General features: G+C 61.6%; 21 protein-coding genes. 13 read left to right on the top strand and 8 right to left on the bottom strand.

Features of this window, described 5'->3' with window-relative positions:
• Positions 1-4 precede the first annotated feature (4 nt).
• Genes AC1D13_RS05265 through AC1D13_RS05255 form a run of 3 tightly spaced genes read left to right on the top strand, consistent with a single transcriptional unit; the run spans position 5 to position 3,281 of the window.
• Positions 5-1,357 carry an LLM class flavin-dependent oxidoreductase gene (locus tag AC1D13_RS05265; RefSeq protein ID WP_477689094.1) on the top strand — a complete coding sequence of 451 codons (1,353 nt, stop codon included), beginning with the start codon at positions 5-7 and terminating at the stop codon, positions 1,355-1,357.
• Positions 1,357-2,958, top strand: coding sequence for an FAD-binding protein (locus AC1D13_RS05260; protein WP_477689093.1), 1,602 nt, complete (start codon positions 1,357-1,359; stop codon positions 2,956-2,958). The genes AC1D13_RS05265 and AC1D13_RS05260 overlap by 1 nt, the downstream gene beginning before the upstream one ends.
• Positions 2,955-3,281, top strand: coding sequence for a 4Fe-4S binding protein (locus AC1D13_RS05255; RefSeq protein WP_477670794.1), 327 nt, complete (start codon positions 2,955-2,957; stop codon positions 3,279-3,281). The genes AC1D13_RS05260 and AC1D13_RS05255 overlap by 4 nt, the downstream gene beginning before the upstream one ends.
• Positions 3,282-3,482: 201 nt before the next feature.
• On the opposite strand, the gene AC1D13_RS05250 is transcribed toward AC1D13_RS05255, so the two are convergent.
• The 5 genes from AC1D13_RS05250 to AC1D13_RS05230 all read right to left on the bottom strand — a co-directional run bounded on the left by AC1D13_RS05250 (position 3,483) and on the right by AC1D13_RS05230 (position 8,468).
• Positions 3,483-4,421: a TauD/TfdA dioxygenase family protein gene (locus AC1D13_RS05250; RefSeq protein ID WP_457278546.1), complete on the bottom strand. Its 939-nt coding sequence runs from the start codon at positions 4,419-4,421 to the stop codon at positions 3,483-3,485.
• Positions 4,422-4,618: 197 nt separating this feature from the next.
• On the bottom strand, positions 4,619-5,755 hold the full coding sequence (locus tag AC1D13_RS05245; protein ID WP_477689092.1) for a sigma-54 interaction domain-containing protein: 1,137 nt from the start codon (positions 5,753-5,755) through the stop codon (positions 4,619-4,621).
• Positions 5,756-5,779: 24 nt separating this feature from the next.
• Positions 5,780-6,574 carry a MetQ/NlpA family ABC transporter substrate-binding protein gene (locus AC1D13_RS05240; RefSeq protein WP_477689091.1) on the bottom strand — a complete coding sequence of 265 codons (795 nt, stop codon included), beginning with the start codon at positions 6,572-6,574 and terminating at the stop codon, positions 5,780-5,782.
• A 171-nt stretch (positions 6,575-6,745) separates the two neighbouring features.
• Positions 6,746-7,411 carry a methionine ABC transporter permease gene (locus tag AC1D13_RS05235; protein WP_457278549.1) on the bottom strand — a complete coding sequence of 222 codons (666 nt, stop codon included), beginning with the start codon at positions 7,409-7,411 and terminating at the stop codon, positions 6,746-6,748.
• Positions 7,401-8,468: a methionine ABC transporter ATP-binding protein gene (locus tag AC1D13_RS05230; protein ID WP_477689090.1), complete on the bottom strand. Its 1,068-nt coding sequence runs from the start codon at positions 8,466-8,468 to the stop codon at positions 7,401-7,403. The genes AC1D13_RS05235 and AC1D13_RS05230 overlap by 11 nt, the downstream gene beginning before the upstream one ends.
• A gap of 253 nt (positions 8,469-8,721) precedes the next feature.
• On the opposite strand from AC1D13_RS05230, the gene AC1D13_RS05225 reads away from it, so the two are divergent.
• From AC1D13_RS05225 to AC1D13_RS05180, 10 genes are all read left to right on the top strand, one after another.
• Positions 8,722-9,321, top strand: coding sequence for a DUF2239 family protein (locus AC1D13_RS05225; protein WP_477689089.1), 600 nt, complete (start codon positions 8,722-8,724; stop codon positions 9,319-9,321).
• A gap of 188 nt (positions 9,322-9,509) precedes the next feature.
• Positions 9,510-10,841, top strand: coding sequence for an MATE family efflux transporter (locus AC1D13_RS05220; protein WP_477689148.1), 1,332 nt, complete (start codon positions 9,510-9,512; stop codon positions 10,839-10,841).
• Between the two features lie 28 nt (positions 10,842-10,869).
• Positions 10,870-11,964: an acyltransferase family protein gene (locus AC1D13_RS05215; RefSeq protein WP_477689088.1), complete on the top strand. Its 1,095-nt coding sequence runs from the start codon at positions 10,870-10,872 to the stop codon at positions 11,962-11,964.
• A gap of 168 nt (positions 11,965-12,132) precedes the next feature.
• Positions 12,133-12,639: a putative immunity protein gene (locus AC1D13_RS05210; protein ID WP_477689087.1), complete on the top strand. Its 507-nt coding sequence runs from the start codon at positions 12,133-12,135 to the stop codon at positions 12,637-12,639.
• 64 nt (positions 12,640-12,703) lie between these two features.
• A complete protein-coding gene (gene yidD / locus AC1D13_RS05205) occupies positions 12,704-13,045 on the top strand; it encodes a membrane protein insertion efficiency factor YidD (protein ID WP_457278554.1) in 342 nt (113 codons plus the stop codon).
• A gap of 71 nt (positions 13,046-13,116) precedes the next feature.
• Complete coding sequence (locus AC1D13_RS05200; RefSeq protein WP_477689086.1) at positions 13,117-13,761, top strand: glutathione S-transferase; 645 nt, start codon at positions 13,117-13,119, stop codon at positions 13,759-13,761.
• A gap of 74 nt (positions 13,762-13,835) precedes the next feature.
• Entirely contained in the window at positions 13,836-14,258 is a 423-nt protein-coding gene (locus tag AC1D13_RS05195) for a VOC family protein (RefSeq protein WP_477689085.1), read from the top strand.
• A 37-nt stretch (positions 14,259-14,295) separates the two neighbouring features.
• Positions 14,296-14,916: an HAD family hydrolase gene (locus AC1D13_RS05190; protein WP_477689084.1), complete on the top strand. Its 621-nt coding sequence runs from the start codon at positions 14,296-14,298 to the stop codon at positions 14,914-14,916.
• Positions 14,917-15,028: 112 nt separating this feature from the next.
• The gene (locus AC1D13_RS05185) at positions 15,029-15,526 is read left to right on the top strand and encodes a hypothetical protein (RefSeq protein WP_477667294.1); all 498 of its coding nucleotides are present in this window, start codon (positions 15,029-15,031) and stop codon (positions 15,524-15,526) included.
• Positions 15,527-15,585: 59 nt separating this feature from the next.
• On the top strand, positions 15,586-15,852 hold the full coding sequence (locus AC1D13_RS05180) for a hypothetical protein (RefSeq protein ID WP_477689083.1): 267 nt from the start codon (positions 15,586-15,588) through the stop codon (positions 15,850-15,852).
• Positions 15,853-16,049: 197 nt separating this feature from the next.
• Here AC1D13_RS05180 and AC1D13_RS05175 read toward each other — a convergent pair whose 3' ends face one another.
• From AC1D13_RS05175 to AC1D13_RS05165, 3 genes are all read right to left on the bottom strand, one after another.
• Complete coding sequence (locus tag AC1D13_RS05175; RefSeq protein WP_477689082.1) at positions 16,050-16,682, bottom strand: HAD-IA family hydrolase; 633 nt, start codon at positions 16,680-16,682, stop codon at positions 16,050-16,052.
• Between the two features lie 88 nt (positions 16,683-16,770).
• Positions 16,771-17,499: a class I SAM-dependent methyltransferase gene (locus tag AC1D13_RS05170; protein ID WP_477689081.1), complete on the bottom strand. Its 729-nt coding sequence runs from the start codon at positions 17,497-17,499 to the stop codon at positions 16,771-16,773.
• A 117-nt stretch (positions 17,500-17,616) separates the two neighbouring features.
• Complete coding sequence (locus AC1D13_RS05165; RefSeq protein ID WP_477689080.1) at positions 17,617-18,006, bottom strand: hypothetical protein; 390 nt, start codon at positions 18,004-18,006, stop codon at positions 17,617-17,619.
• Positions 18,007-18,120: the final 114 nt, after the last annotated feature.

The following is an 18,120-nucleotide window of genomic DNA, read 5'->3' as shown; positions in this document are numbered from 1 at the left end:
CCTCATGACTCAACGCAAACTTCGCCTGGGCGCATTCATCATGGCCACGGGCCACCACATCGCGTCCTGGCGGCATCCCGGCTCCCAGGTCGATTCGGGCGTCAATATCGACCACTACATTGAGGTGGCCAAAACCGCCGAGCGCGGCCTGTTCGACCAGGTGTTTGTGGCCGACAGCCCGGGCGTCGCATTCCACGGTACCGACGAAGCCTTTAGCCGGCAGGGCCGCGTGTCCTACTTCGAACCGGTCACGCTGTGGGCGGCCTTATCGGCTGTGACAAAACACATCGGCTTCGTGGCCACGGCTTCCACCACTTATGAAGACCCCTTCCTGCTGGCGCGCAAGTTCGCCTCGCTGGACCACATCAGCAAGGGCCGCGCGGCCTGGAACGTGGTGACCACGGGCGCCGACAACGTCTACGGCAATTTCGGGCTCGACAAACACCCCGACCCCGAGGTGCGTTATGAGCAGGCCCATGAGTTCATCGACGTGGTGAAGGGCCTGTGGGACAGCTTCGAAGACGACGCCTTCATCCGCAACCCCGAAACAGGCAGCTACTTTGACCCGGCAAAGCTGCACGAGATCAACCACCACGGCAAATACTTCAAGGTGCAGGGTCCGCTGAACCTCGAGCGGCCGCCGCAAGGCTACCCCGTCATCGTGCAGGCCGGTTCTTCCGAACCTGGGCGCGAACTCGCGGCGGCCACCGCCGAAGCCATCTTCACGGCCTGGACCAGCCTGGCGGAAGCGCAGGCCTTCTACCGCGACGTGAAAGGCCGCCTGGCCAAGTACGGCCGTCGGCCTGAGCAGTTGCTGATCCTGCCTGGCATCTCGCCCGTGATCGGCTGCACGCAGGCCGAAGCTGAAGCCAAGTGGGCCGAGCTGCAAAAGCTCATTCACCCTTCAGTGGGGTTGAACACCATTGCTCAATTCTGGCCCGGCGAAGACCTCACGAAGTGGGACCTGGACGCCCCGCCGCCCTACATTCCCGAACCGCCCAAGGGCCAGAACAGCCGCGCTCACGTGGTGCTGGAGCTGGCGCGGCGCGACAAGCTCACCGTGCGCCAACTCTATGAATACCTGGCGGGTGCACGCGGCCACTGGGTGGTGGTGGGCACACCAGAGACCATCGCGGACAAGATCCAGGAGTGGTTTGAAAACGGCGCCGCCGACGGCTTCAACGTGATGCCGCCGGTGCTGCCCGAGTCGCTCAACGATTTTGTGGACCTGGTGATCCCAGAGCTGCAGCGCCGCGGTATTTTCCGCACCGAATACGAAGGCAGCACGCTGCGCGAAAACCTCGGCCTGGACCGGCCCGTCAACCAGTTCGCCGTCAAGGCCCAAAAGGTGGCGTGATGGGAAGCCGCGACCTCAACTTCACCGCCCTCGCGAACGCGGCCGGCGCCCGGCAGCACGATGCCGACGTGCTGGTCATAGGCGGCGGCCCTGCCGGGACCTGGGCCGCCATCAGCGCCGCAGCACAGGGCGCCAAGGTGGTGCTGGCCGACAAGGGCTACTGCGGCACCTCGGGCGCCACGGCGCCTTCGGGCACAGGCGTCTGGTACGTGGAGCCGCAAGGCACGCAGCGCGAAGACGCCAAAGCCAGCCGCTACGACAAGGGCGGGCAACTGGCCGAACACGCGTGGATGGACCGCGTGCTTGAGCAGACCTACGCCAACATGCAGCAACTGGCCGAATGGGGCTACCCCTTCCCGATTGGCGAAGACGGCGAGCAGCGCCGCACCTCGCTGCAAGGCCCCGAGTACATGCGCCTGATGCGCAAGCGCGCCAAAGAGGCAGGCGTGCGCATCCTCGACCACAGCCCGGCGCTGGAACTGCTGGTGGACGAACAAGGCACCGTGTGCGGCGCCACCGGCCAGCAGCGCCAGACGCTGGAGCCCTGGGTGGTGCGGGCCGGCGCCGTGGTGATTGCCACCGGCGGCTGCGCTTTCTTAAGCCGCGCACTGGGCTGCAATGTGCTGACCGGCGACGGCCACCTGATGGCCGCCGAGGCGGGTGCCGATTTTTCGGGCATGGAGTTTTCCAATGCCTACGGCCTGGGTGCGGCCTTTGCCTCGGTCACCAAGTCGCTGTTCTACCAATGGGCCACCTTCTACTACGAAGACGGCAGCGTGATTGAAGGCGCAGGCTCGGCTTTCGGCCGCAGCCTGATTGCCAAAACATTGCAGACCCAGCGTGTGTTCGGCCGTTTGGATAAAGCCGACGACCAGGTGAAAGCCTGGATGCGCACCGCCCAACCCAACTTCTTTTTGCCCTTCGACCGCGCAGGCATAGACCCTTTTACCCAGCGCTTCCCCGTGACCTTGCGGCTGGAGGGCACGGTGCGCGGCACCGGTGGCCTGCGCATTACGGGCCGCGACTGCGCGACTTCAGTGCCAGGCCTTTATGCCGCCGGGGACGCCGCCACACGTGAGCTGATCTGCGGCGCCTTTACCGGCGGCGGCAGCCACAACGCGGCCTGGGCCTTGTCGTCCGGGTTCTGGGCCGGTGCGGGCGCAGCGGGCTTCGCACGCTCCAACGGGCACAGCGCCGCACGCGCGGTGCTGCGCGCCGGCGGCGTGGGCCTGCAGGGCACGGGCAGCGAACACATCGACAGCGAAGTCCTGATCCGGGCCGTGCAGGCCGAAGTGTTTCCATATGAGCGCAACTGGTTCCGCGCTGGTGATGTGCTCGAAGACTCACTGTCGCGGCTTGATGCGTTGTGGATTCGCCTGCGCCAGGCCGCACCGGCCGACAGGCAACAGGCGGTTCGCACACGCGAAGCCGCCGCGCTGCTGGCCCATTCGCGCTGGATGTACCGCAGCGCCCTCGCCCGCAACGAAACGCGGGGCATGCACCGGCGCCAGGAGCACGCCGCGCCCGACCCCACGCAACGGCACCGCCTCATCAGCAACGGGCTCGACGAAATCCGGGTCAACCAGGAAGTGGTCGCATGATCGAGCTCATCAGCGCTTCGCAATGCACCGGCTGCAACATCTGCGTGACGGCCTGCCCCACCAACGTCTTCGACGCCGTGCCCGGCGGCCCGCCGGTCATCGCGCGCCAGGGTGACTGCCAGACCTGCTTCATGTGCGAGCTGTACTGCCCGGAAGACGCGCTGTTTGTCGCGCCCAGCGCCGATGAGTCCGTGCAGGTGAACGAAGAAGCCCTGCGCCACGGCGCCCTGCTCGGCAGCTACCGCAAAGCCGTGGGCTGGGGCGGCGGCCGCAAGTCGACAGCTTCGGACGACCACAGCTACCACCTGCTGCAGAGAGCCTGAGCCTCAACCCATCGCCACCATATGCTATCTATTTGATAGCTGGTGGCGCGCATTTTCATTGGCCTAACGGCCGTTTTGATTGCTCAAAATGCATCAAGACGGCCATTTTTTCGCTCGAAAGCACAAAAAAGCCGGCGCGAAGCCGGCAAAAATGGCCGGCCGCACTGGCAGCACGGCCATGCCACACGAAAGATCAATCCATCAGGCAGCCACGGCCTCGGCAGGCACCACCGGTTGGGCGGCCTTCGGTGGCTGCGCCTGGCCACCATGCACGCGTGAGCGGCGGCCGTCCACGCTGATCGGTACGTCGCCGGCCAGCGTGACGCGGCGCACGATGCGCTTCTGGTCGCCGTAGTCGTTGATGGCGTAGTGCTGGGTGGCGCGGTTGTCCCAGATCACCACATCGCCCTGGATCCAGCGCCAGCGCACGGTGTTTTCAAGGCGGGTCACATGGCTTTGCAGCACCGACAGCAGGTGCTGCGAATCGGTGCTGGAATAACCCACCAGCTTTTTGGCGAAGTGGCCGAGCACCAGCGTGCGCTCGCGCGTTTCGGGGTGCACGCGCACCACCGGGTGCTCGGCTTCATGCAATGTGCGGGTGAAAACCTCGCGGTAATGCCGCAGGCCTTCGCTCGACACTTCGTCTTCGCTGCGTGAGGCGGCGTAGTCGTAATCGTTGCCATGAATCACCCAGAGCTTTTCGGCCAGCTCGCGCAGCGCGGGCGGCAGGCCCTGGTAAGCCAGCGCCGTGTTGGCCCACACCGTGTCGCCGCCGGCGGGCGGGATCACCACGCCGCGCAGCACCGATATCTTGGGCGGGGCCACGGCGAAGGTCACGTCGGTGTGCCAGGAGTTGGCACGCCCGCCGTGTTCCGAGTCCAGCTCAAGGATGAAACCCGTGCCCTGGCGCACCGGCACCGTGGGGTGCGGCACCGGCTCGCCCAGGCGCTTGGCAAACGCCTCCTGTGATGCGTCGTCCAGATGCTGCTGGCCGCGAAAGAACAGCACCTTGTGCTTGAGCAGCGCCTGGTTCAGCGCGGTGATGGTGGCGCCTGGCAGGTCGGCAGACAGGCGCAGGCCGCGCACCTCGGCGCCAATGCGGCCGGCGACCGGGTGAATATCCACGGGCAATGTTGTCATGAAGAAGCTCCTTGTATCGTTGATAAAACGGGCGGCAGAAATGACGCTGCTGACAAGCTTCTACGCATGACTTGTGCCAGTGAAAACCGGGCACCGTACGGCTTTTTTTCAATCTCTTGCTGCAATCGAAGCAGCCGGGCAGGAGTGGGTGAGGGAAAGTGTTCAACGGCTGCTGTGAATACAGCACCCACCTGCAGTTACTGTGACAACGAAGCGGTTTGATCTTCTGCCACGTCATCAGCCTGCGCAGGTCGGTCGAGCAAACCATGGCGCTTGAGCAAGGTTCGCAGCACGTTGCGCGAAAGGCCCAGCAAGTTGGCCGTCTGCACCTGGTTGCCATGGCAGAAGTCGAAGGCCGTCCTCACCAGCGTGGCCTCGACAGTTTCAAACAGTTCAGGTTCGGCCTGGTTCATGCGTTGCAGCAGCACCACGCGCAAACTGTCGGGTGCAGCACCCTGCGTCGCTTCTGTTGAAACCTCTGCTACGGAAGCGGGTGCCGGCAATGCGGCCGGAGCCGCGCGGGACGCCAGGCGCGCAGAGCGGTGGATGCCCTGCAGGTCCGCGACATGCAGCGTTGCGGCCGGCGCGACGATGAGCGCGTAGTGGATGACGTTTTCCAGCTCGCGGATATTGCCGGGCCAGTCATGGGCCAGCAGGGCCTGCTCCGCCTCGGGCGAAATGCTGGCATCCCTGATGCCCAGGCGCGCGGCGTAGCTCGCCAGGAAATGTCGCGCCAACGGCAGGATGTCGCCGGGCCGCTCAAACAGCGGGCGCAGCTCCAGCGTGGCAACACTCAGGCGGTAGTAAAGGTCGGCGCGAAAGTGGCTGGCGTTCACCGCGTCGCGCAGGTCGACGTTGGTTGCGGCAATCAGGCGCACGTCCAGCGCAATCGGCTTGCGCGAACCGATGCGCACCACCTGGCGCTCCTGCAGCACGCGCAACAGCTTGACTTGCAGGCTCAGCGACAGGTCACCAATTTCGTCAAGGAACAGCGTGCCGCCGTCGGCCGCCTCAAACCAGCCGGCGCGGGCGTGCGCAGCGCCGGTGAAAGCGCCGGTTTCATGGCCAAACAGTTCGGCATCGATCAGCGATTCGCTGAAAGCACCGCAATTGACCGCCACAAAAGGCCCGCTGCGTCCGCTGCCCTGGTGGATCCGGCGCGCCAGCAATTCCTTGCCGGTACCGGTTTCACCAATGATCAGGACCGTGGCTTCGGTCGGCGCGACCTGGTCGACGCGCTCCAGCAAGGCCAGCGAGCCGGGGTCTTCGAACACCAGCGCCTTGGCGCGAATCGACAAGGCGCCGGCATTGGGAAGGGTCAGCAACCGGCTCATGCCTTGCGCTCCGCCTGGCTACGCTCAGAACCCGGGCAGCACAGCGCCCTTGAACTCGGCCTGCACGTACTTGCGGATTTCTTCCGAGTGGTAGGCCTTGACCAGCTTGGCTACCCACGGCTTGTCTTTGTCCTGCTCACGCACGGCCAGCAGATTCACATACGGTGACTTGGCGGCTTCCTGGGCAATCGCGTCCTTCGGGTTCAGCCCGGCGGAGAGCGCGTAGTTGGTGTTGACGGCCGAGGCGTCCAGGTCGTCCAGCGAGCGCGGCAGCTGTGCGGCATCGAGCTCCACAAACTTCAGTTTCTTCGGGTTCTCGATCACGTCGAGCGGCGTGGCTTTCAGGCCTGCGTCGGGCTTGAGCTTGATCAGGCCCTTGTCCTGCAGCACCAGCAGCACACGGCCGCCATTGGTCGGGTCATTGGGGATACCGAAACGGGCACCCTCCTTCAACTCGGTCAGGCTTTTGACCTTTTTTGAATAGAGGCCGATCGGGAAGTTGACGGTGTAGCCGACGTTGACGATCTTGTAGCCGCGGTCCTTGACCTGCTGGTCGAGGAAAGGCTTGTGCTGGTAGCTGTTGCCATCCAGGTCGCCGGCGGCCAGCGCGGCGTTGGGCTGGATGTAGTCGCTGAACTCGACGATCTGGATCTTCAGGCCGTCTTTTTCAGCGATCTTTTTGACCTGCTCAAAAATCTGCGCGTGCGGACCGGCGGTGACGCCGATCTTCAGCGGCTTGTCTTGCGCCAGCACGGCGCCGGTGAACGAGGCGGCCAGCGCGAGTGCGACGGCGGACTGGATGAAGATGCGTTTTTTCATGGTGTTTCCTTTTTTTGAAGATGAATGAATTTGTTTTTTTGCCCTGAAGGTCAATTTCAGGGCCATTTTTAAGAAGTAAATCGGGCTCCAGCCCAATGGGGTCGTGCGTTAGCAGCTATCAAAACCGTAGCAATCAACATCGCCGCGCATGGCTGTCGTGGATGGAAGGGGTCATCTGTGGCTCAACCTGCGCACAGCCCAATCGCCCAGGCTTTGCACCGCCTGTACAAACAGGATGAGCACGAGCACCACGGCCAGCATCACCTCGGGCAAAAAGCGCTGGTAGCCGTAACGTATGCCCAGGTCGCCCAGCCCGCCGCCGCCAATGGCGCCGGCCATGGCCGAATAACCCGTGAGGCTCACGAAGGTGATGGTCAGGCCCGCGACGATGCCGGGCAGCGCCTCGGGCAGTAGCACCTTGAAGACGATCTGCCGTGTGGTCGCGCCCATGGCCAGCGCGGCTTCGATCAGCCCGTGGTCGACTTCGCGCAGCGAGGTTTCCACCAGCCGCGCAATGAACGGCGCGGCCGCGATGGTGAGCGGCACCACGGCCGCTGCCGTGCCGATGGAAGAACCGGTGATGAAACGCGTCAGCGGAATGATGGCCACCAGCAAAATGATGAAGGGCGTGGAACGCACCGCATTGACAAGGCCGCCGACGACGCGGTTCACACCAGCGTTCTGCAGCACGCCGCCCTCGTCCGTCAGGCGCAAAAACACCCCGAGCGGAATACCGATAAGCGCGCCGACCGCACCCGAGATGCCGACCATGACGATGGTCTCCCACAACGAGCTGACAAAGAGCTCGAGCAGGGCTTGTGAGAAGTTACTGAACATGAGCCAGGCCTCCTGGTAAATCCGCGCCGACCTGGTCTACATGCACACCGGCGCCGCGCAAATGCGCCACCGCCGCGTTGAGCTGCTCGCGTGCGCCGCGCGCAAACACTGCCAGCGAGCCGAAGGGCTTGCCCTGAATCTCATCGACCTGCCCGTGCACGATGGAGAGATCTATGCCGAAGCGGCGAATCACGTCCGACAACAGCGGACGATCCGATTCGTCGCCCGCAAAGGCCAGCCGGAGCAGCTGCCCTTCTTCGGGGTGCTCGGCGCTCATCAATGTGCGTATGCGCGCCAGCACGCTGTCGGGCAAATCCTGCGGCACGATCTCGGCGATCAGGCTGCGCGTGGTTTCGTGTTGGGGGCGCGTGAAAACATCGATCACCGGGCCGCTTTCGACAATGCGGCCGGCGTCGATCACCGCCACGCGGTCGGCCACCTGCTTGATCACCTGCATCTGGTGCGTGATCAACACGATGGTGAGGCCGAATTCCTTGTTGATCTGGCGCAGCAGGCCGAGGATGGAGCGCGTGGTTTCCGGGTCCAGCGCCGAAGTAGCTTCATCCGACAGCAACACCTTGGGCCGGTTGGCCAGCGCGCGCGCAATGCCCACACGCTGCTTTTGCCCGCCGCTGATCTGTGCCGGGTAGCGGTCTGCCAGGGCGCTCAGGCCGACCAGGTCCAGCAAGGGCTCAACACGCGCCTTGATGTCCGCTGCCGACAAACCCGCAATCTCCAGCGGTAAGGCCACGTTGCCGTACACGGTGCGCGACGACAGCAAGTTGAAGTGCTGAAAGATGATGCCGATGTCGCGCCGGGCTACACGCAGTGCTTCGCCGTTCAGCGAAGTCAGTTCCCGGCCGCCCACCAAGACCTGGCCGGCCGTCGGCCGGTTCAGCAGGTTGACCACGCGCACCAGCGAGCTTTTGCCCGCACCGCTGCGGCCGATGATGCCGTAGACCTCGCCCTGGTTGATGTGAAGGTCGACGCCCCGCAGTGCTTCGACCGGGCCGCTGGGGCCCTTGTAGGTTTGAAAAATACCTTTGAGCTCGATCATGAAAATTCGCTAAACCTTGTCGCCCCTCACGGTTCTTGTGAAAACGTGTGAGGCTCTTTTTTGAACAGGACGCGAATTTAGCCGAGCTTTCCCCAAACTCAAAAGAATATTAAATAGACTAGTTAGATCATTAATTAGCTATAGAACCCGATTTACAGGCATTTACGCATTTTTCAGCCAAAACTTGATCATTTATACCCGGATGATATAAACTCCTCATTTGACCCGGACAAAATTAACCGTAAATGACTTTATGACCTCTACCATGATCGCCACGTCCCGCAGCCTGACGGCCTTCGCCGGTTTCCAGCGCATTGCCTCAGGCCCGCGCCGCGAGCTGCTCGTGCAGTTGCGCGCTACGCCCCAGCCAGCCGACATCCTGCTTCGCATATTCAACGATGCCAACGGGGAACGCCTGGACCTTGACCTGCGGCCCGACGCCGTGGACGCGCCCGACGACACGCCGCTCGACCCTCCCGCCGCCGAACACGAAGCACCGGTAACGCGTCCTGTGGGGCGCCCCCGGCTGGGGGTGGTTGCGCGTGAAGTCACCTTGCTGCCGCGGCACTGGGAATGGCTGAGCCGCCAATCCGGCGGTGCTTCGGTTGCGCTGCGCAAGCTGGTGGAAGAGGCGAGCAAGGCCAACGAGGCACGCGACGCGGTACGGGTCTCCCGCGAAGCCGCTTACCGCTTCATGGCGGAAATCGCAGGCGACCTGCCCGGCTTCGAAGAAGCCACCCGCGCCCTGTTTGCCGGCGACCGACTGCGTTTTGCTACCCTGGTCGAGCCCTGGCCTGAGGACGTGCGAACCTACCTGGCGGCACTGGCCGCAGCCAGTTGGAGCGCCGCATGAAGCCGCCGGATCTTTCCGCCCTTGATCACCGGCTTGAAACCGAAGTGCGTGAGGGCGACGTGCGCACGGCGGGCGAAATCGCGGCGCCACCGATTTCCGTAGCAGATCCGGTCCCGCCGCTGGCAACACAGCCCGCGGCGGCGAAACCCGCTTCGCACGGCCGCCCCGCATTGAGCGACGGGGTGCCGATGTGGAAGACCTTTGCCGCCTTCCTCGGCCCCATGCTGCTCAGCAACATCCTGCAGTCGCTGTCGGGCACGCTGAACAACGTGTATGTCGGCCAGATGATCGGCGTCGGCGCACTGGCGGCGGTGTCCAGTTTCTTCCCCATCCTGTTTTTCTTCATTGCCTTCACCATCGGCCTGGGCGCTGGCGCCTCCGTGCTGATTGGCCAGGCCTGGGGAGCGCGCGACACCGGCAAGGTCAAGGCGATTGCGGGCACCACCCTCAGCGTCGGCCTGATTTTTGGTTTGCTCGTCGCGCTGTTCGGCGGTATCTTTACCGGGCCCTTGCTCAGGGCACTGGGCACACCGGCCGACATCCTGCCGGACGCCACGCTCTATGCCCGCATCATGATGATTGCAGGGCCCGGCCTCTTCGTCTACCTGCTGGCCACCGCCATGCTGCGCGGCGTGGGCGATACGGTCAATCCGCTCTACACGCTGGGCATCTCGACCCTGGTGGGCCTCGCCGTTACACCGGCGCTGATCCGCGGATGGTTCGGCCTGCCGCAGCTGGGGGTGGCCAGCGGTGCAGTGGCTTCGGTGCTGTCGATGGTGACGGCCACGGCCTGGCTGGCCTTCAGGCTGCGGCGCATCCACAGTCCCTTGGCACCTGATGCGGAATTTGTACGCCACATGCGCATCAACGGCAGCATCCTCAAGACCGTGCTCAAGATCGGCGTGCCCACCGGCGTGCAGATGATTGTCATTGCGCTGGCTGAAGTCGCCCTGCTCTCGCTGGTCAACAGCTATGGATCCAACGCCACAGCGGCCTACGGCGCCGTCAACCAGGTGGTGGCGTATGTGCAGTTCCCGGCGATTTCGATTGCCATCACCGCTTCGATCCTGGGTGCGCAGGCGATCGGCGCGGGCCGCACCGACAAGCTGGGCACCATCGTGCGCACCGGTTTGCTGATGAACCTGGTGCTGACCGGCTCACTCGTGCTGCTGGGCTATTTGTTCTCGCGCCACCTGATGGGCTTTTTCATCACCAGCGAACCGGTGATTGAGGTGGCGCAGACGCTGCTGCACATCATGCTGTGGAGCAGCGTCATTTTCGGCATGGCCTCGGTGCTCTCGGGCATCATGCGCGCCAGCGGGTCGGTGCTGGTGCCCACGGGAATCGCCATCTCCTGCATCGCGCTGGTGGAGGTGCCCGTCGCCTGGCTCATGAGCCACCGCATCGGCATCAACGGCATCTGGGTGGCCTACCCGGTCACCTTCATCGCCATGCTGGGTCTGCAAACGGCTTATTACCGGCTGGTCTGGAAGAAGAAGTCGATCAGGCGCCTGGTCTGAGCCCGTCATTTCCTGATTGATCCACACCATGACACACACACACCGCAACGCCACCGTCGACATCGCCAGGGGCATCGGAATCATCCTGGTGGTGCTCGGGCACAACAGCCTGGTACTGGAAAACAAGGGCGAGCTTTTCCGGGTGATTTACGCGTTTCACCTGCCGCTGTTCTTTTTCCTCTCCGGCCTGTTCCTGAAAGATTCCGATTCCTTGCGCAAGTTTGCGCTGTCGCGGGCCGATGCGCTTCTCAAGCCCTACTTTGTGGTGCTGGGGCTGGTGGGCATCCTGATGGCGCTTGATTCCGACATGGTTCCCACCGCCGACACAAGCGCCTCTGATTATTTTTTCGGCGTGTTGTATGCCACCGCACCCACCATTGCGTGGGCGCCGCTCTGGTTTTTGCCGCACCTCTTTGTCGCGTCGGTGGTGGCCATGGCCATCCTGCGCGCCACCAGGGCCGTTGAACACCGCGCACGCTGGGTTTTTCTGGCCGCCTCGATGCTGCTGGCCGCGGGCATCCGCTGGATTGGGAGCTTCTGGCAAATCGACACGGCCAGCCTGCATTTCATGGGCCTCGCCCGCTTGCCAGGGCTGCCCTGGAGCCTCGATTTGACCTTCATCAGCTCAGCCTGCCTGCTGTTCGGGTTTCTGCTGCGCGAACAGGTCATGGCCGTGAATTTCAACGCCATCAGGCTGCTTGCCGCGGCCATTGCCTTTGCGGCGTTGCATTACCACTTCAACGAGACCATGGACCTGAACCTGCGCATCTACGGCGAGCCGCTCATTGCGACACTGCAGGCTGCGCTGGGCATTTACATGGTGCTTTGCATCTCTGCACTGCTGGCGCGGTATCCGCGGCTGCAGCGCCCATTGACCTACATAGGCTCCGGCAGCCTGCTCATCCTGGTGTTTCATCCCGTCGCGCAGGGGCGGGCCTTCCTGCTGCTTTCCCGCTTCAGCCACAACGACTATCTGGTTGGAGCGGCAAGCCTGGCTGCGGGCATCGCGTTGCCGCTGCTCGTGCTGGAAATTGCGAAACGCCAGCGGTACCTGGCCGCATGGTTGCTGCCGCGCAAGTTCGGGCCCCCAGTCCAGCAAGCGGCCGCAACCAGGTCGCCATAACCACGTGACCCGGGCTGCTTGCCCTTGAGTGTGATCACCACGTCCACCCGGCGTTTACGCGCACGCCCTTCTTCAGTGGCGTTGTCGGCCACCGGCTGCGACTTTCCATAGCCTTTCACCGCCAGGCCTGCGGGAGGCGCTACGATAGCTTCTCCCGGGAGATGTTTCATGAACGAGGAACTTTCACGTCTGGCAGCTGCGATCAACGTTAGCGAACCGCAGCATGAACCGCTTCGCCTTGCCTTTGGGCTGGCCTGCGCACAACGCGCAGAACACCTGCTCGAAAACCCGGAAGCCATCCGTTGCCTGGCGGTCCTTCGGTCTTTCGTCGAAGGAAAATCAGACCGCCCCGCCCTGGCGCAGGCGGCACAGGAAATTGCAGCGGTTGCCAATAGCCACAGGGGCTCCAACTCCATTGATGGCTCGGCCCACGCAGCGGTTTCGGCCACCTATGCCGTGGCCAATGCCCTTGCCGGCCGTGCCCTGCAAGCTGCAGGCTACGCGGCATATGCGGCTGTCTATGGTTATGGCGGCTATGCAGTCACTGACCCATCGGCTTTTGAAGGGGAGTTCGCCTGGCAGGTTGAAAAATTCAAGAGCCTCGCCCACACCTTCACGGCGCATTGCGCGCAGGATCCGCATTTCATAGAATCGGCTCGCAACCTGTCTCCCTGAGATGGGCCGCTCATACAAAAAAAGTTTGGCATGGTCCACGACAATGCCGCCCCGGGAGGACGTCATGCTTCGCTACATCGCAGCCGGTTCCATCAGTGGTTACCAGCGGTATGTCTCGCCCCACAAAGGCTATTGCTGCGCCCATCGCGCACATACGGGGCATTCCTCGTGCTCCGAGTTTGCCCGCAAGATCGTGCTGCGGTATGGCGTGATTGCCTTGTTTCGCGCGCTGCCCCGCCAACTGCAACGGTGCCGCAATGCCTATGCAGTCCTGCTGGCCGCTGCGATCGCCGCAGCGGCAGCCCCGGAACAAGACCCGAAAAAAAAGAAGGACGAGAATTCATGCGGCGACTCTTGCAGTCCGACCGACTGCATTGACCTGGACTGCGGTAGCTGCGATTTTTGACGCATCAGCGACGCCGGCTCCATGGCTTTAACATAGCGGCTCCCATTACCACCAGTTCTGCCGGAGCCCCCATGCAACTTATCGGAATGCTCGACTCGCCCTACGTTCGCCGCGTAGCCATTTCCCTGCAACTCCTCGGCCTGCGCTTTGAACACCAGTCGATCTCGGTGTTCAGCACCTTCGAAAAATTCCGGCAGATCAACCCGGTTGTCAAAGCGCCCTCTCTTGTGTGTGACGACGGCACGGTGCTGATGGACTCCACCTTGATCATCGACTACGCCGAGGCGCTGGCCGCCCAGCAGGCGCCACCCAAAAGCCTGATGCCGGCGGCCATCGCCGAACGCCAGCAGGCGCTGCGCGTGATTGGCCTGGCCATGGCCGCCTGTGAAAAAAGCGTGCAAATCATCTATGAACGCAACCTGCGCCCCGCTGAAAAGTTGCACCAGCCCTGGGTATCACGCGTGACGGGCCAGTTGCTGGCGGCCTATGGCGAGCTGGAATCAGAACTCCAGCGCAAACCGCTGACTGCGACCAGCGGCACCATGGGTCAAGACGGTGTGACCGTGGGCATTACCTGGCACTTCACGCAAGCCATGATTCCGGAGGTAGTGAACGCCGCCGACTACCCGGCCCTGTGTGAATTCTCTGCCCGGGCTGAGCAACTGCCTGAGTTCATGGCAGCACCGCACGGGGACAGTATTTATCGCCAGGAATAGACTTCATACGCCTGGCAAGCCTTGATATCAGGGGCGCATGTTTGAGACACATCAACCCAATATAAGGAGTTCCCATGAAGCCACGGATTACGGTCATCACTGTCGGCGTTGATGATCTGGAAAGATCGCTTCGCTTCTACCGCGATGGCCTTGGCCTTCAGACAGAAGGCATTATTGGTGCCGAGCTCGAACATGGCGCCGTGGCATTCTTCGACTTGCAGGCGGGCCTGAAGCTCGCCCTCTGGCCGCGCAAAAGCATTTCCCATGATTCGGGTGTTCCGCTGGAGAATGCCAGCGTAACCGAATTCACACTGGGCCATAACGTCTCTTCAAAGGCAGAAGTTGATGCCGTCATGGCGCAAGCCAAAAAAGCGGGCGCCGTAATCACCCAGGAAGCACATGACACCGCCTGGGGCGGCTACGCTGGCTACTTTCAGGATCCAGACCGGCATCTGTGGGAGGCGGTATGGAACCCCCAGTGGTCAGCCGGCGATTGAAGCGTAGCGCATACCAAAAATACAAATCATCCATCCCATGACTACACACAAAATCCAGGCCCTGCTGTTTGATCTCGGCGGCGTGCTGATCGATGTCGATTTCAACCGCGTGCTTGAGCACTGGCAGCCGATTTCCCGCTTGTCCCTTGAAGAACTGAAAGCCACCTTCAGCGCCGATCTGCCTTATCAGCAGCATGAACGCGGTGAAATCACGGCAGCGCAATACTTCGCGCACCTGGCCGCGAACCTGGAGTTGCAGGATGATCCGGTGCGCATCGCCGAAGGATGGAACGCCATTTTCGGCGGCGAAATCACCGAGACTTTCAGCCTGGTGCAGGAAGCCCGTGCCCATCTTCCGTGCTACGTTTTTTCCAACACGAACGCCGCGCACCAGGTGGCGTGGACAGCGCTCTACCCCCGCCTGGCGCAGTCATTCGAGCGAATTTTTGTGTCGTCTGAAATAGGTTATCGCAAGCCCGAGCGCCGGGCCTTTGAATACGTCGCTGACGCGATGGGCGTCCCCCTGAACGCCATCCTGTTCTTTGACGACCATCCCGACAACGTCGAAGGCGCAAGGGCCGCCGGGCTGCAGGCGGTCCATGTGCGGGGGCCGGCGGATGTCAGGGCTGCGCTTCAAACCATAGGTTGTGTGAAATAGGTATTTTTCCAAGGCAAACAACGAGCGGCTTTTAATCCGCTCCGTTTGCACCGCGACGCGAATCACGGCAACTAGAATCAAGCGTAGTCCGCGCACCATTAAAATTCATAGCATGAAACTTAAACTCATCGCACCTGCCCTTCTCCTTGTCGTACTTTCCGGATGCGCTAATTACAAGCCTGTCCCGGAAGGCTATACCGGCCCCGTCGCAACCGTCGCTGACAGCGGCTTTGCAGAAGACGGCAGCAAGGCGCAGCTTTTCGTGCTTGATGGCGTGGATGGCAACCGCATTGCAAACAGCTTCGGGGCAAGCGCCAGCGCCAGCCACGGACGGGGCTTCGCATTGACCACGTCAATCGTCGAAAGGCAAGTTCCGGCAAAACCAATGAAAGTCTCCCTGCGCGCCAGCCACACCACGGCAGCACCCATACAAGCCATCGCGAGCCAGATGGCGGGAACCTTCTTTTCGGTTGAAGGCGTGGTGGATTTCACGCCGCAGCCCAATGGAAAGTACGTGGTGAAAGGTGAGCTCAAGAAAGAGTCCTCTTCGGTATGGATTGAAGACGCCGACACCCAGCTTCCTGTCACTGAGAAAATCGTCAAAAAATAGGCAGTTAGGGCCGCTCGTCGGCAGTGGACTCGCCGGCCGTAGGCCGCTAGGATGGCTGCATGGTCACAGAACCCGAGCCAGCTCCAGGCCCCACCCCGGAGCTTTCCGAAGAAAAGGTCAACGAGGCACACGACGCCTGGTGCCGGACCTACGTGCACGTCTGGGCCGACCTCTCAAAAGGCGTCTACGACAAGGACGCGGTGGAAAAAGCAGCCGACGAGCATTGGCAGCGCAGCCCGAAATCCAGCCCGGTGATGGTGGCCACGACGGAGTTCACCAAGACCACCAAGGCGGCGCCACCGCCCGCTGCTATTCCGAGCAATTAAAGTCGTAAACATACCGATCTGCGCGCGGCTTGGTGCACGCGAAGCAAAGACACCAGCAGCCGGTTAGGACTGGTCACGCTGCGGCTGGCGGAAATTGGCAGACAGAGAGGTTTTTTTACGGCCTCAACGTTTGCGATGAGAGGCGTGACCCGGCTTGCCGGAGCATATCCTCTCGATTGAAGGGTTGGACGTCTGGATCACTGGGATCCATGATCTACGAACACGCCGAAGCCAGCTAATTGACGCTGAAGCGAAAGTGCGCCGTCTATTCCGAAGAAAACCACAGCATTCAGGCCCGCGCGTTTCGCAGCTTCAACATTTTCGGCTCGATCGTCCAGAAACAACACGTTGCTTGCATGGCAGCCAAGTTTTGCAATCGTTTTCTCAAAGAATTCAGGCTTCGGCTTGGCTGCACCCAGGAAGCACGAGTAGAACTCACCGTCGAACAAGGACTGGTAGTCCAGAGTTTCAGACATGTGCTTCGCGCGAAGGGATTGCTGGTTGCTTGCCACGTGGCACCCAAAGCCGGCGCGGCGCAGAGCTTGAACTGTTTGCATGACATCGGCGTGCACTTCGATAGCGTGAAGTGCATTCAGTGTTTCCGAAACCATGGCAGCGCGTTTCCACTTGGCTAGTTTCTCTTCAAGTCGTTCCACGAAGCCCGTTGTTGATTCGAGAACCTCGGTTTCGGCTTCCAGTATGTCGTTCACAAGTGCTTCAGCTTGCATCTCATTTTCGAGTTCAAGCAGGGACTTGAGGGCAGCGTGCCAGCCTCTCGTCGGGTACTGGAGAACGCCGTCGGCATCGAAGAGAATGTTTTCTATGGCCATTGGAGAACTCGCAGATGCTGCAGAACGGGGAGACGCTCAACGTTTGACTTAAGCGGTGCGCCGTAGGCACGCCCGCTTGAAGGAAGGGTTAGACGCTTTGTGCGACAAGGCGAACCATGCCTCTCATTCCAGCCTCGCGACGGACGTTGAACCCGTTTGACTGGAGGCTAGCGACTAAGTGCTCAGGTGACAACCGGAGCTTTCGGTAGTTACTGACCCGAGCTTGCCAACCTTCCGGTGTGCGCTGGTGAAGAATGTCGTGGACTATGACAGTCTCGGGCTCATACTCAAGGAAGCAGGTAAGGATGCGAGTGTCGTCGCTCCTTACGTGGATGAAGCGCTGGTCTCCGATGAGAGGAAGCGAGTAGTCTCGGAACGAGACTACGAACATGCCACCGGGCGACAGTTCGACGGAAGCCCTTTCAATGAGGCTCTCGACGGCACTGAGTTCAGGCAAATGGGTGATCGTGTCTCCCATGCACAGGATCGCGGACGGCGCTTCTGTAATGTGGCTTTGAAATGCCAGCAAGTCATCGTTGACCGCCTGAATAGGCAGGTTGCCACCAAGTTCCGCAAGCGAACGCAGAAGTTCAGCCGAAGTGTCGATTGACGTTACTCGCGCGCCTCTTTGCGCGAGTGGGATGGAATGCATGCCAAAGCCTGCACCAAGATCGAGAACGACGGCCCCGTGGGTGAGCGGTAGGTTCAACGCTTCAATCTCGGCGGTACCAGCCTGCAGCGCTGCCTCAGAACCGCCAGCCATCCAAACGTAGATTGGGCTGAGGTGGTTTGCGTAGTGTTCGGCGATGGTGGTCATGCGGTCAGTTGACAGCGTTTAACGTTGGAGTTCAGCGGCTGCCGGAGGCAGTCCGCTGCAATGACGGGTTATGCGTCATCGCGCAGTGTGCGAGCCGATGCTTGAGGAATTGCGTTGTCATTCCTTGCCTATGTCTTTGATGGGCAGTGTGAATCGATCGGCCGCTTTACCCCACTGAACATGCCAAGTATTGCCCGCTTCCTGATCGAGAAGAATGAAGGTGTAGATATTGCTCGTAGGGTACAGAGTGAAACGCCCGGCCTTTCCGACAGAGGCAAGTGGGTCAGGATTCAGCGGCTCAATGAATCTGTGATCCTTATCTCCCCATTGCACTTGCCAGATTCTCCCGTCGCGCGTGTCCAGCTTCAAGAGAGTGAATACATTTTTGGTGCCGAACAACCGGTAAGGCGCGTCCGGGTTTTGCGTTGGTTCAAGGCGGACTTCCTGCGCAAGCACATGGGACGCGAAAAGCAACAATGTTGCAGCGATAGCCATTAGGCGTTTCATAGCAGATGCCTCCAAGGTGATTCATCTGACCCATATGTTTGATCATGACGCATAACGCAATTTATACCGCATATGGGTGCGATATAACGTGGCAACTCCACCCACAAAACCTGC

The sequence above is a fragment of the Polaromonas sp. P1_E12 genome, assembly GCF_056405975.1.
The sequence above is the reverse complement of the archived record's forward strand: the minus strand, read 5'-3'. Positions and strand labels throughout refer to the sequence as shown.